This is a genomic window from Saccharothrix espanaensis DSM 44229, from assembly GCF_000328705.1.
GTDB classification, from domain to species: Bacteria; Actinomycetota; Actinomycetes; order Mycobacteriales; family Pseudonocardiaceae; genus Actinosynnema; species Actinosynnema espanaense.
Map to the genome: position 1 here is coordinate 4,325,425 of NC_019673.1, position 14,098 is coordinate 4,339,522.

General features: G+C 75.4%; 8 protein-coding genes. 2 read left to right on the forward strand and 6 right to left on the reverse strand.

The features are described 5' to 3' along the window. The first annotated feature begins 81 nt into the window (after positions 1–81). Positions 82–1,437 carry a serine hydrolase domain-containing protein gene (locus tag BN6_RS19130; protein ID WP_085983509.1) on the forward strand — a complete coding sequence of 452 codons (1,356 nt, stop codon included), beginning with the start codon at positions 82–84 and terminating at the stop codon, positions 1,435–1,437. Between the two features lie 49 nt (positions 1,438–1,486). Here BN6_RS19130 and BN6_RS19135 read toward each other — a convergent pair whose 3' ends face one another. From BN6_RS19135 to BN6_RS19150, 4 genes are all read right to left on the reverse strand, one after another. Next, positions 1,487–4,804: a DUF4082 domain-containing protein gene (locus BN6_RS19135; protein ID WP_015101356.1), complete on the reverse strand. Its 3,318-nt coding sequence runs from the start codon at positions 4,802–4,804 to the stop codon at positions 1,487–1,489. Positions 4,805–5,070: 266 nt separating this feature from the next. Continuing rightward, entirely contained in the window at positions 5,071–5,250 is a 180-nt protein-coding gene (locus BN6_RS19140) for a hypothetical protein (protein WP_041313273.1), read from the reverse strand. A 101-nt stretch (positions 5,251–5,351) separates the two neighbouring features. After that, positions 5,352–8,087: an AfsR/SARP family transcriptional regulator gene (locus tag BN6_RS19145; RefSeq protein WP_015101357.1), complete on the reverse strand. Its 2,736-nt coding sequence runs from the start codon at positions 8,085–8,087 to the stop codon at positions 5,352–5,354. 136 nt (positions 8,088–8,223) lie between these two features. Further along, complete coding sequence (locus BN6_RS19150; protein WP_015101358.1) at positions 8,224–11,499, reverse strand: hypothetical protein; 3,276 nt, start codon at positions 11,497–11,499, stop codon at positions 8,224–8,226. 376 nt (positions 11,500–11,875) lie between these two features. Between BN6_RS19150 and BN6_RS19155 the strand changes: the two genes are divergently transcribed. Further along, the gene (locus BN6_RS19155) at positions 11,876–12,424 is read left to right on the forward strand and encodes an EF-hand domain-containing protein (RefSeq protein WP_015101359.1); all 549 of its coding nucleotides are present in this window, start codon (positions 11,876–11,878) and stop codon (positions 12,422–12,424) included. 101 nt (positions 12,425–12,525) lie between these two features. Here BN6_RS19155 and BN6_RS19160 read toward each other — a convergent pair whose 3' ends face one another. Together BN6_RS19160 and bla are read right to left on the reverse strand one after the other, a co-directional pair. Next, entirely contained in the window at positions 12,526–13,098 is a 573-nt protein-coding gene (locus BN6_RS19160) for a D-alanyl-D-alanine carboxypeptidase family protein (RefSeq protein WP_015101360.1), read from the reverse strand. A 34-nt stretch (positions 13,099–13,132) separates the two neighbouring features. After that, positions 13,133–13,915, reverse strand: a complete 783-nt coding sequence (bla, locus tag BN6_RS19165; protein ID WP_015101361.1) for a class A beta-lactamase — start codon at positions 13,913–13,915, stop codon at positions 13,133–13,135. Positions 13,916–14,098 lie beyond the last annotated feature (183 nt).

The window sequence follows — 14,098 nt, forward strand, 5'->3', positions numbered from 1 at the left end:
GCCCCCGGATTGGTCGCAACCTCTGATGACCCCGCTTCCACGGCCCCGCCACAGTGGGCCGGAGATCCGGGAGGGAGTCTGATGGGGACGATGACGTTGGCCGAGGACCTGCTGGTCGGTGCCGGGTGGCAGCAGCGGCTGGACGGGCTGCGCGAGCGGCACGGCGTGCCGGGCTGCCAGGTGGGGCTGATGACCGCCGACGGCGACCTGCGGGTGCTGGCCTCCGGCCTGGCGGGCGTGGGCACCGGTGTGCCGGTCACGCCGGAAACGCTGTTCCACTACGGTTCCGCCGGCAAGGTCTGGACGGCGACGCTGGTCCTCCAGCTCGTGGACGACGGCCTGCTGGACCTGGACACGCCCGTGGTGGACGTGCTGCCGGGCTTCACCCTGGCCACCCCCGGCTACGCCGAGCGGATCACCGTCCGCCACCTGCTCACCCACACCAGCGGCATCGACGGCGACCTGTTCACCGACACCGGCCCCGGCGACGACTGCCTGGACCGCTACGTCGCCTCGCTGGCCGGCGCCACCTCGGTCACCGAGCCCGGCGGCCCGCTGAGCTACTGCAACTCCGGGTTCGTGGTCGCGGGTCGGATCGTCGAGGTGCTGCGCGGCCAGACCTGGGACGAGGCCGTGGCCGAGCGGATCGCCCGGCCGCTGGGCCTGACCCACGTGCTGACCCTGCCGCACGACGCCCCGCTGTTCCGCACCGCCGTGGGGCACCTGGTCGACGGTGACCGGGTGCGGCAGGTGCCGCACTGGCAGTCGCCGAGGTCGGTCGGCCCGGCCGGGTCGGTCACCGGGACGGCCGGCGACCTGCTGCGGTTCGCCGTCGCCCACCTGCGCGACGGCGAGGGCGTCGACGGCGGCCGGGTCCTGTCGCCCGGGTCGGCCCGGCTGATGCGGGACAAGCACGTCGACCTGTCGCACCTGCTGTCGACCTACGACGGCTGGGGCCTGGGCTGGATGCTGTCGGACTGGCACGGCGTGCGGGTGGTCCACCACGGCGGCAACACCGACGGGCAGATCGCGCAGCTGCGGACGTTCCCGGAGCTGGGGCTCGCGCTGTGCGTGCTCACCAACTCCGAGCACGGGTCGGCGCTGACCGACGCCGTGGAGGCAGAGCTGGGGCCGGAACTGGGGCTCACGCCCGGTCTCCCGGTGCCGGACCCCGACGCGGCGGACGCGGACGTCACGGCCGTGCTCGGCCGGTACGAGTCCACGCTGATGGTCTTCGAGCTGGAGGGCGGCCCGGGGTCGCTCGCCGCGCGGTTCTCGGTGAAGGGCCAGGAGCGCGGCGCGCCGATCCCGGTGACACCGCTGGGCGGTGACCGGTTCGAGGTCGAGTTCAACGGCGCGCGGCGCGAGTTCGCCCGGCTGGTGCACGACGGCCGCGAGTTCGTCCACCTGGTCCGGTTGATCGAACGCGCGCGCTGACCGGCGAGCGGGGTGGCGCGGTCGACGGCGACCGCGCCACCCGTCGGGACTACGAAGTCGTGAACACGACGTCGACCCAGTAGTTGTTGTAGGTGGCGTCCCTGGGGAACGACGGGTAGCCCTGGATCCGGCCGAACATGCCGTTGTAGGAGTCCGGACCGCCCGGGGCGGTCAGTTGCGGCGTGACCGTCCCGCCGTTGCGGAAGTAGTTCGTGGTCTGCGAGTAGCGGCCGTCGAGCATGGTGTACCAGGCCAGGTACTCGGTGCCGGCGGTGACCGGTACCGGGTTGGCGAAGGTGACCGTCTGCCAGCCCGACGGCGTCTCGTCGGCGAACCCGCCGGACGCGAGGGTCTCCTGGTTGGGCAGCGACAGGTAACCGTGGTGGTACCGCCGGTTGGCGGGCCCCTTGTAGAACTTCACGGCGGTGATGGAACCGTTGGTGCTGGGGATGAACCGGACGCCGATGCCCGCGCCGCCGTAGTAGCCGAACTCGGCGATCTCCGGCACCGCCGCCTCGCTGTAGAGCGAGCACGGGCACGGCGGGTTGCCCATCGTGAACGACCAGGTGACCGTGTCGACCGCGATGTTCTCGGAACTGTCGGCCGCCCGCGCGCTCGCGGTGTAGGTCGTGCCGCGGACCAGCGGCGCCACCGGCGTCCACACCAGCGTCCGGTTGCCGTCGGTCAGGCTGAGTGTCCCGCGCATGGTGACGCCGTGGGAGTCCTTCACCCGCACCGTCGAGTCGGCGACGTTCAACGGCTCGTCGTAGGTGATGTGGAGCGGGCCGCTCAACCCGACGTCGACCGCGCCGTCACCCGGCGTGTGTCCGGTGTGGACTGGCGGCGTGAAGTCGGTGTAGGGCGTGAAGTCGACGTCGACCCAGTAGTTGTTGCCGTTCCAGGTCAGGCTGGGGTAGCCGCCGCCGGGGGCGAACACGCCCGCCGCCACGCCCTCCGCGGTGCCCAGCGGCGGTGAGACGACCGGGTTGCGGAAGGTGAAGTACCCGTGGTCGATCGAGTAGTGGCCCTGGGGCGCGGAGTACGAGGCGACGTAGGTCGCGCCGTGCGCGATGGCCACCGGCTCGGCGAAGGTCAGCTCCTGCCACCCGATCGCGGTCTCGTCGGTGAACGTCCCGTGCGCGATCCGCTGGCCGCTGGAGTTCCACAGCGAACCGGTGTGGGTGCCGTTGTTGCCCTCGCCCTTGTAGAACCGGACGCTGGTGACCCAGCCGCCGCGCGGGACGGTGAACCGCACGCCCAGCTCGTACGCGCCGCCGTCGTTCGCCGACGGGATCTTCGGCACCGTGGCGTCGCTGAACAGCGAGCACGGGCAGGGCGCTGTGGCCTGGGTGGTGATCGACCACGAGACGGGCGCGGTCATCGTGTTGCCGTTGACGTCCGCCGCCTGCACCCGCACCGCGTACCTGGTGGCGGGCTTGTACGTGCCGTTCGGCGTCCAGGTCACCGTCTTCTGGTCGGCGGAGAGCGTCGACGTGCCGCTCAAGGTCCCGCCGCCGGTGTCGGAGAACGTGACGACCGCCGACTCCGGGTCGATCGCCTCGCTGAAGCCGAGCGTCACCGGCTGGTCGAGCGCGACGCCCGTCGCGTCCGGGCCGGGCGTGCGGGTGTCGAGGGTCGGCCGGTCGGTGTCGCCGTTGAGACCGTTGCGGTAGACGACGTCGACCCAGTAGTTCGACGCCAGGTACCCGCCGGTGGGGAAGCCGCCGTCGTAGCGGAACAACCCGTTCGCCCCGGCCGTGCCGTCCGTGATCGCGGTGATCGGGCCGTAGGTCGTGGGCTGGTCCTGGAACTGCTTCTGGGTGACCGCGTAGTGGCCGTCGGGCGCGAAGTACGACACCACGTAGGTGGTCCCGGTCTGCACGGACACCGGCTCGGCGAAGGTCAGGGTCTGCCACCCGGTCGTGGTCTCGCCGGTGAACGTGCCGGTCGCCAGCAGGACACCGGTCGAGGTCCAGAACGACCCGGTGTGCGTGCCGGTGTTGCCGGCACCCTTGTAGAACCGGACGCCGAGCACCTGGCCCTTGCCGGCGAACCGCACCTTGACGCCGAGTTCGACCGGCCGCGAGTCGTCGGCGGCGGTCACGGCGGGCGTGGTGAAGTCGTCCCACAGCGTGCACGGGCACTCCGCCGCACGCGGCGTGCCGGTGGTGAACTGCCAGGTGTGCTGGGCGGTCTGGTTGCCGGCCGCGTCGCCGACCCGCACCGACGCGGTGAACGCGGTGCCGGCGGGCAGCGGGCCGTCCGGGGCGAACTGCGCGGTCTTCGCGTTGCCGGACAACGAGGTCCGGCCGGTGACCGGGCCCGCCGGGCCGGTGACGGTGAACTGGGCGGAGCCGGGCGCGATCGTCTCGTCGAACGCGGCGCTGACCGGGGCGGTGAGCGCGACGCTGCCCGCGCCGCCGGTCGGCGTGGTGCCGATCAGGTCCGGGGCCCGGCCGTCCGCGCCGGGCTCGGGGGCCCACACCACGTCGACCCAGTAGTTGGCGTTGCCGGGCGAGCCGGTGTTCGGGAAGCCGCCGCCGGTGCGGTACACGCCGTTCGGGCCGTCGACCCCGGTCTGGAGGCCGGTCAGCGGCTCCAGGTAGCGGGAGGACCGGGCGAAGTACCCCTGGTCGACCGAGAAGTGGCCGGTGGGGGAGAGGTAGGAGGCGGTGTAGGTGGTGTTGCCGGTGACCGCGACGGGCTGCGCGAAGACCAGCGTCTGCCAGCCGCTCGCGGTCTCGGCGCGGAACGTGCCGGTGGCCAGCGCCGTGCCGGTCGCGGACCACAGCGTGCCGGTGTGCGTTCCGGTGTTGCCGGGTCCCTTGTAGAACCGGATGCCGCGCACGTGGCCGTCCGACGTGGACCGCCACTTCAGGCCGAGTTCGACGGCGGTGTTGTCGGTGGCGTCGGCGGTCGCGGGCGCGTCGGCGTCCGACCACAGGCCGCACGGGCAGACCCGCGCCGCGACGGGGGTTTCGGCCGAGGCCGCGCTGAACGGGCTCTGCGCGGCGTCCAGCGCCCGGACCCGCAGGTGGGCGGTGCCGGAGTTGGCCGGGGTGAACGTGTGGCTCCACGTCGTTTGACCGGCCTGCCACCCGGCGGCCCGCCAGGTCACACCGGCGTCGGTGGACACCTCGACCGCGGCGACCGGGCTCTCGTCGGTGACGGTGCCGCCGAACGTGTACGGCGCGCCGACCGCGGCCGTCGCGGGGACGTCGGTGAACGCGGTGGTCGTGGCGGCGACCGCGACCGGTGTGCGCCCGGCGACCGGCGCGACGACCAGCGCGGCGGCGACCACCAGGACGGTGACCAGCCGGACCAGTGCGGTGCCGGGTCTGTGCCTGGCCGCATCGCTCGGGAACATGAGTCCACCTCTCCCCGCCGGGCCTGGGGATGGCGCGGCTTCATGCCGGGGATCGGCGTGCGGGACAACGCTGTTACGGCTCGTCTGATCGGTTGGAGCCTCTATGGCGCAAGGGATGCACCCCGTTGCGACGGGACCCGCGAACCTGCGCTTCGTGCACCGGGGGGACGGCGATCGACCTGCGGCGCGCGCAGGCGGCCATGATCATGCGACCCGTGCCGCCGTGGGCCTGCCTTCGTAGCGGGTACTCGATAACCGGCAGCGGGTTACTCGCCGGGTTTGGGGTCGGACGTGGTCGTGGGCGGGTCGTCGATGCCCGCTCCGCTGGTCGTGGACGTGCCGGCGCGATCGGCCGACCACGTCCCCACGACCACCGCCGCGACGGAGGTGACACCGAGTACCGCCGCCACCGCCATCGCCACCGCGAACCGCTGATGAGCGCGCATACCGGTCCTCCTGTCGGCCGACGCCCGGAAAGCCACCGCGAAGTGTCCTCCTGCCCGGCACGCCGGTCCACCGGCCGGGCAGGCGAACCCGAGGGGTCCGTTCAGGCCCCGTCGAGCCCGGCGATCAGCAGCCGGACCCGCCGGGCCTCCTCGCCCCGGTGCTGGGCCTCGAACAGCCGGACGGCCCGCTGCCACGCGCGGCGGGCCTCGTCCGGCCGGCCCAGCGCGCGGTACGGGTGGCCCAGGCGGTCGAGGGTGTGCGACTCGCTGAACGCGTCGCCGTCCTCGCGGAACAGGGCCAGAGCGCGCTCGTAGTGCGCCACGGCGGCGGCGTGGTCGCCGGTCTGGTGCGCGATGTAGCCCAGGCTGTCGCGGGCGGCGGCGTCGACCTCGCGGCCGGCGCGGTCCAGCGCGGCCTCGCAGTGCGCGCGGGCCCGCCCGTACTCGCCCAGCCGGGCCAGGTACCAGCCCACCGCGTTGAGCGCCAACGCCTCCAGCGCCGGCCGGCCCAGGCTCCGGTACAGGTCGAGTGCGCTGGTGGCGTGCTCCAGCGCCTGCCGGTCGTGGCCGAGTCGTTCGGCGATCTGCGCCAGGGACCGGTGGGTGTGGGCCTGGGCCAGCGCGTCGCCCAGGTCCTCGGCCAGCGCCAGCGCCTCGGACAGGTGCGCCGCGGCCTCGTCGTGCAGGCCCGCGTAGGTGACCGCGGCCCCGAGCAGGCGGTGCGCCAGCACGCGGACCGCCGGGTCGCCGTGCCGGTCCGCCGCCGCCAGGCCCTCCCGCCACACCAGGACCGCGTCGTGCAGGTGCCCCTGCCGGTAGAGGAACGTGTCCAGCGCCCAGGCGAGCTGCCAGACCCGGGCCGAGGACGCGTGCCGGGTGACCGCCAGCAGGGTGCGGTGCTCGGCGGTGAACCAGTCCAGCGCCGCGCCGGTGTCCGGCAGGTGCCGGGGCCGGGAGTCCGGCGCGGGCTCGCCGAACGGGATCGGCGTGCGGTGCGGGTTGAGCAGCCGGTCCGCCGCGCGGGCGGTGTGCAGGTAGTGGTCGACCAGGCGGGCCAGGGCCCGGTCCAGCTCGCCCCCGGGCATCTCCTGGTCGGCCGCGTACAGCTTGATCAGGTCGTGCAGGTGCCACCGCGCCGGGCTCCGCTGCTGCACCAGGTGCATGTCCTCCAGAGCGCGCAGCACGGACCTCGTCGCCGCCTCGGACCGCCCGGCGAGTCCGGCCGCCGCGGCCAGGCCGATGTCCGGTCCGGCCACCCGGCCCAGCAACGCGAACACGCGCGCCTGCTCGGCGGTGAGCGCCTGGTGCGACCAGGACAGCACCGCGCGCAGACCGGCGGCCGGGTTGTCGTGGTCCAGCACGTCCAGGCACGCCTCGTGCAGCTCCGCCGCCAACGCGGCCAGCGGCGAGCCGGGGTCGGCGCACGCGCGGCCGGCCACGATCGCCAGCGCGAGCGGGAAACCGTGGCAGCAGGCCAGCAGGTCGCCGGCCGCGTCGGGTTCGGCGGCCACCCGCGCGGCACCCAGCCGGTCCACCAGGACGTGGCGCGCCTCGGCGTCGCTGAGCACGTCGACCCGCAACGGGCGTGCGCCGTGACCGGTGGCCAGCCCGGTGAGCCGGTGCCGGCTGGTGACCAGCACGGTGCACGTCGGGCTGCCCGGCAGCAGCGGCACCACCTGCTCGGCGTTGCGCGCGTTGTCCACCACGACCAGCACCCGCTTGTCCGCCACCAGGCTCCGGTACAGGCCGGCCTGGGCGTGCGGGTCGGGCGGGACGGACCGGGGGTCGACGCCGAGCGCGTCGAGGAAGCCGCGCACCGCGGCGGTCGGGTCCACCGGTGACGCGGTCGGGCTGAACCCCTGGAGGTCGACGAACAGCTGCCCGTCCGGGAAGCGGTCGGCGTGCCGGTGCGCCCAGTGCAGCGCCAGCCAGGTCTTGCCGATGCCGCCCGCCCCGGCGACCGCCGAGACCACCATCGTGCCGCCCGGTGCGGCGCCGTCGAGGTGGGCGGTGAGGGCGGCGAGTTCCGCGGCCCGGCCGGTGAACCCCGGTGGTGCCGGCGGGAGTTGGCGCGGCACCGGGACGACGTCCCCGTGCTGGGCCGGGGCGGTCAGCGTCCGGTCGTCCTCGATGATCCGCTGGTGCAGGTGGCGCAGCGGGAGGCCGGGGTCGGTGCCGATCTCGGTGACCATCCGGGCCCGCAGGCCCCGGTAGTGCTCCAGCGCCTCGCCGGGACGCCCGGCGTGGCACAGCGCCAGCAGGTACTGGGCCGCGACCCGTTCGTCCAGCGGGTGCTCCGCGGCCCGCGCGGCCAGCTCGGCCACCAGGTTCGCGCCCTGCCCGGACCGGAGCCGGGCGTCGGCCAGGTCGCACTCGGCGGTCAGCCGCTCCCCGGCCGCCCGGCCCCGCTCGGCGAGCACCCACGCGCCGCCCAGGCCCGCCAGCGCCTCCCCGCGCCACAGCCGCAGCGCCTCGGTCAGCAGGGTCTCGGCCTGGTCGGTCGCGGCGGTGCGGGCCCGCGCGCACAGGTCGCGGAACCGGTGCAGGTCCACCGCGTCCCGGTCGACGTCGAGCAGGTAGCCGCCGCCCCGCCGGAGCAGCCCGACCGGTCCGACCAGGGGCCGCAGCCGGGAGAGGTAGCTGTGCAGGGTGGCGCGGGCCCGCAGCGGCGGCGCGGGGCCCCAGACCCGCTGGACCACCCGGTCCACCGGCACCACCTGCCCGGCGTCCACCGCCAGCGCGGCCAGCACGCACCGCTGCCGCGCGGGCCCCAGGTCGACCGGCCGGCCGTCCACGAGCGCGGTCACCTCGCCGAGCAAGGTGAACACTGTCGCCATCGCCGTCCCCCCTGCGATCACGGCTGCCCGACCAGGCTTACCGGTCCACCCGGGACGGCGTGCGGCGTTGCCCCCGGTTCACCCGATCGGCGGCCGGCTCATGCCCGGTCGGCGCGCACGGCCGCCGCCGCCGCGCTCACGTCTGGTCGGTGCGGACGGCCAGGGCGGCGTCGCGCACGTCCGGGTCGTCGTGCCGGCGCAGTCCGCGCACCAGCTCGCGCCACCGCGCCGGCCAGCCCGCCGCCGGGCCCGCGGCCGTCGCCACGGCGACCGCCAGCGCCGGGCACTCCACCGCCAGCACGCCCGCCAGTTCGTGCGGCCGGTCCGGCGGGAGGCGGTCGAGCACCCCGGAGAGGGCCACCGCGAGCTCCTCGGACGCCTGCCGGCGCAGCGCCGGCCGGTCCGCGACGCGCGCCACGTCCCGCAGCCCGGCCAGGTCCGCGCCCGGCTCGCCCCACGGCACCGCGAGCACGGCCAGCCGGACCGCCGCCGGGTGGTGCCCGGCCGCCGCGAGCACCGGCCCGAGCGCGCCCGCCTCCGCCCGCCGGCCCGCCGAGTCGGCCTGGCCCGCGACCTGGCGCACCAGCGCCTCGATCCGCCGCCGGCCCGGCAGGTCGCGGTCGGTCTCGGCGTCGTACCGGTCGGCCACGGCGAGCAGCCCGGTCACCGCCCGGCGCAGCGGTTCCGGGTCGGCCTGCGCCCGCGCCGCGCGGACCAGCGCGGACAGGGCGAACTCCCAGGTGGCGGTGTTGTCGAGGTCGACCACGAGCCCGACGAGCAGGTCGGCGGTGCCCTCGACCCAGCGCAGCCAGGCCGGCAGCGCGGCCAGCCCGCGCCGGGCGGTGTCCGGGTCGGCGGACGCGGCGACCGCGAGCACCAGCTCCCCGTAGCCGACCCGGTGTCGGCGGGGCACCGCGGCGGGCGGCTGTTCGAGCACCTCGGCGGCCACCTCGCACTGCTCGGCGGTGGCCCGGGTCAGCAGGTCCCACGCGGTGTCGTCGTCGAGGAACCAGCGGGTCGCCGACACCAGCGCCCGCCGCACGTCCCGGTGCGCCCCGTCCCAGGCCCCGGCGAGCACCGCCACCGCGCCGGGGGCCCGGTGCTGGGCGAGCAGCCGCACGGCCTCCTTGCGGGTGGTCACCTTGCCGCCGGTCACCAGCGGGGCGAGCAGCTCGCCGAGCCGCCGCGGCGAGGTGAACCGGGCGCACCGGGACAGCGCGTAGACCGCGACCCGGGCCCGGTCGGTGCCGACGTGCTCCAGCAGGTCCGGCAGCACGTCGGCCGGGTCGTCGGTCCACGCCAGCGTGGCCAGCGCCGCCTCGGCCACCGGCACGTCCGGGTCGGTGGTGAAACCCCGGACCTCGGCCACCGAGCCGGGCAGCCGGCCCAGCCGCGCCACGGCGGACGCGCGCTCGAACACCGGGACGCGCGCGGACGTGGCGCAGTCCAGCAGCTGGTCGCGGTAGGCGTCGACCTGGCGCGGCAGCCAGCGCTCGGCGCAGTCCGGGAACGGCGGCACGTACCGCACGCCGCGCTTGAGGAACCGGCCGTGCAGCGGCTTGCCGATCACCAGGTCGAGCAGGTCGGTGCAGCGCCGGGCGACGACCTCCCGCACGACGTCCACGGTGATGGTGGACCGGTCGTCGGCCAGCACCCGCCGCACCCGGTCGTCGCGGGTGCGCGGCGGCGCGAGCCACAGCCCGATCGCCGCGGTCACCACCCGGTCGCTCTTCGCCGACCGGGCCCGGTCGAGCAGCTCCTGCAGGCGCGGCAGGTCCCAGGCGCGTCGGCCGAGCCCGGTCGCGAGCGGCAGCAGCAGGTCGAACTCGCCCCGCCGGGCGTCCTGGGACAGCCGCGGCTCCAGCGCGGCGAACACCTCGTGCTCGGCGCCGCGCGGCAGCGCCCGGCCGATGCCGTGCAGCCCGATCGCGGCCTGCTCGGCGATCCGGGCCAGCCCGGTGCGGCCCGCGTCGACCAGCTCCGGGCGGCGGGCCACCACGCCCTCCCGGATCAGCGCCTGGGCCAGCCCGCGCACGGCGTACCTGGTCTGCCAGGAGGCGTCCCGGGCGTCCGCCGCGTCGGCCATGAGCTTGCCGTAGGCGTCGACGTCCGCGACCCGGAACAGCCACGACGGCACCTCCGCGAACGCGGCCAGCGCTCGCGAGCGCACCGGGTCCTGGTCGTTGGCCAGCCGGGCGAAGTTCGCCACCACCTCGGCGAGCACGGCCGGGTCGCGGGTCGCCACGGCGGCCCGCACGCACAGCTCGTGACCGGTGGCGCGGTCGTCGGCGGTGGCCCGCCGGGTCGCCGCCAGCAGCGCGTCCCGGGCCTGCGCCCACGGCAGCAGCGCGGTCGCGGCCAGCCGCCGCACCGGGTCGTCGGCGACGGCCGGCCGGTCGAGCAGCCGCCGGCCGAACTCCGCCCGCGCCGGGGCCGGGAGCTGGTCGAGCACCCCCGCCGGCAGGTCGAGCCGGTCGCCGTACACGCCGGCGACCACGGCCGCCCGCCGCGACGGCGGCAGGGTGCGCAGGAAGGTGCCCTGGTCGCGCTCCGGCAGCACCCGGCCCACCGCCACCAGGTCGGCGTCGGGCAGCGCCGCCAGCGCCCGCCACAGCGCCGGCCGGGCCGGGACCGGACCGGTGCGGCGCGGGTCGACCAGGACGGCGGCGAGCCGGCGCGGGTCGTGGCGGGCGAGCCGGGCGGCGGCCGGGTGCAACGCCCACGGCAGGGGCGCGTGCGGCAGGACCCGTTCGACCAGGCCGAGCACCCGCTCCGGGTGGGTGGCCGCCGCGGCGGCGACACCTCCGGCCACCCGGCCCCACACGTCGGACCACCAGGTCGGGGCGGACCCGTCCAGCTCGGCGCCCACGAAGTCCAGCAGCACCTCCGGGTGCCGGCGGCCGAGCGCGGTCCAGTTCCGGACGGCGTGCTCCAGCTCCGGCAGCAAGGCCCGCACGGTCTCCGTCGTGCATGACGCCAACAGCCCCGCCGCCTCCACGTCGCCGTACGCGGCGCGCACCACGGGCAGCAGCTCGTCCACCTGTCGGCCCCGGTTCCGCCGGCGCACCGCGCGGTAGAGCGTCCGCCGCAGGTCGGTGGACAGGTGCGGGAGGAGGTCGAGGAAGACCGTGGTGGGCAGGTCCAGCCGGCCGGCGGAGGCCAGCGCGTGGCGGGCCACCTCGGTCTCCGGCCAGGTCGCCGCCCGCACGACGAACTCGCCGTGCCCGGCGACGTGGGCGATCCGCACCGCGAGCCCCCGGCTGAACCGGTCGCCCCCGGACAGCTCCCGCAGCAGCCCGTCCAGCGCGGGCGTGCCGACCAGCTCGCGCGCGGTGCCGGCGAGCAGCCGCTGCCGCGAGCCGTGAGGGAGCGGGTCGAGCGAGCGCAGGAGTCGGTTCGCGGTGATCGTCACGACCGCGATTCTCGCCGGCGGGCGCGCCCATTGCCAGCAGATTGATTACCGGCGCGGGATTCGCCGACCGACCCGAGGCGGCCCGTGCCCGGCGATCCGGTCCTGTCCCGCGGGGGAATTGCGGTGGGTGGACGGCTCTTTTCAGGCCGCATCCGCTGCAATTGAAATTCCGGTGCGCTGCGGAAGCGGCGGGCGCTGCACGTCCGACGAGGCCGAAGGGGGACGGCTGGTGCGCCGGTCCGGTGATCGTGGAACCGCCGGGTACGGCTTTCGGGGTGCCTGGTTCACCTGAAGGCGTGCACTTCGGAACCACCCTGGCCCACCGCTCGACCGCAGCGGTTGACTTCACAGGTCAATCCACGAACTGGAGGCATTCGTGACCAGTGGTTCCGTGATCCAGGACGACAACCTCGGCAAGATCTTCGACGTGCTCGACGTGACCGGCGACGACGTCTTGTCGGCGGACGACTTCACCGTCCTGGCCGAGCAGGTGGCGGCCCGCCTCCTGCCCGGCGCGGAGGAGGAGCGGAGCAAGGGCGTCACGGCCGCGTTCGGCGAGTGGTGGGCGCAGGTCGAGCGTGACGCCGACCTCGACGGCGACGGGCGGGTGAGCCGGGCGGAGTTCGTGGCCGCCACCGAACGCGGTCTGCTCGGCAACCCGGACTACCTGGAGGAGGCGGTCTCGTCGGTGGCGCGGGCCGTCTTCGAGGTCCTGGACCGCGACGGGGACGGGCGGATCGCCCGGGGCGAGTACCTCGACCTCTACGCCGCGATCGACGTCGACACCGACATCGCCGTCACGGCGTTCGAGCGGATCGACGCCAACGGCGACGGCGTGATCGACTTCACCGAGTTCCGCGCCGCGATCCAGGAGCTGTTCAGCACCGCCGATCCGGCCGTGCCCGGCGCGGCCATGCTGGGCTGACCGCGACCGCCGCGCGGTGGGCTGACGACGACCGCCGCGCGGTGGGCGGGCCGCCGCGCGGTGGGCGGGCCGCCGCGCGGCGGGAGCGGCACGGGCCGGGGTCAGGAGCCGGTGGCGCTGGGGAGCAGGGCGGGGCAGCCGGCCGTGGCGTAGGACGGCGAGTACTCGAAGTGCCAGTACTCGTTGTCGTAGCGGCGGCACCACCCCAGGGCCGGCGCGTTGCGCTCGACCCAGATCGCCGAGTCCTGCGGCTGGACGTCCACCGCCCTGCCCTTGACGTGCATCGACTTCTCCGGCGGCAGGACGTACCGCGCGGCCAGCTCCGCCGAACCGAGCTGCCGCACCGACGCGTCGAACTCGCGTTGCTGCTGGCCGTTGCTGCGCTTGCCGTCGTTGAGGCACAGCCGGACCCCCTTCGCGCCCGCGGCGTCCACCAGGCGCTGCCACGCGGCGAGGACCTCGGGGTGCAGGCCGGTGGCCGGTTCGTCCACGTACCGACCGTCCACCGGGCACACCGGGCCGGTCTCGGGACCCGGGACCTCCTCCAGGATCGCCAGCGGCCGGCCCGGAGCCGGGTCGGGGACGAACCGCAGGCGGCCGGTCATCCCCAGCCCGCCCGCGACCCCGGCCGCGATCATCGCCACCACCAGCGGAACCACCACACGCAGGTACACAGAACCCCCCAATCGGCGACGACGGGACAGTGCTTCACGTCAGCACGGCCACGACCTGCGCCGCGGCCTCCGCGATGAGCGCTTCGTCGTACTTCGCGTCCGTCGTCGTTTTACTGGACATCACCGCTATGACGAGTGGGGCGGCGTTCGGTTGCCACCCGAGGCCGATGTCATTGACCGTCCCGTACTCGCCCGTCCCGGTCTTGTCGGCCACGACCCACCCCAGGGGCACGCCCGCGCGGATGCGCCGCGCCCCGGTCGTGTTGCGCTCCAACAGGTCCCGCAGGAACGCCCGCTTGTCGGCCGGCAGCACGTCGCCCAGCACGATCCGCTGGTAGTCGGTCCCGATCGCCCGGGGCGAGGTGGTGTCGCGAGGATCACCCGGGGCGGCTTCGGTGAGGGCGGGCTCGGTCCGGTCCGCCCGGGTCACCCCGTCGCCGATCCCGCGCAGGAACGCGGTGAGCCCGGCCGGCCCGCCCAGGTCGCGGACCAGCAGGTTGCCCGCCGTGCCGTCGCTGTACCGCACGGCGGCGTCGCACAGGTCGCGGATCGTCATGCCGGTCGCGACGTGCTCGCGGGTGATGGTCGAGCTCTTCATCAGGTCCGCGTCGGTGTAGGTGACGACGGTGTCCAGGTGCGCCAAGGGGTTGCGCTGGAGCACGGCGGCCGCGGCGAGCCCTTTGAACGTCGAGCAGAACGCGAAGCGCTCGTCCGCGCGGTAGGCGAACGTGGCACCGGAGCCGGTGGCGACCGCGTACACGCCCAGGCGTGCGTCGAACTTCCGTTCCAGCCCCGCCCACCGGCCGTCCGGCGGCACGGCGGTGGTGGTCGGCCCGGTGGTCGGCGTGGTGACCGGAGTGGACGTCCCGGATGGACTCGGCGGCTCCGGCTCCGGCGTCGCGCACGCGGCCAGGGACAGCAGGGCCGTACCCAGCAGGGTGCGGCGGGTGATCGGTGCGATGGTGTTCCCCCTGTGGTTCTCCGGAACCCGCGCGATCCC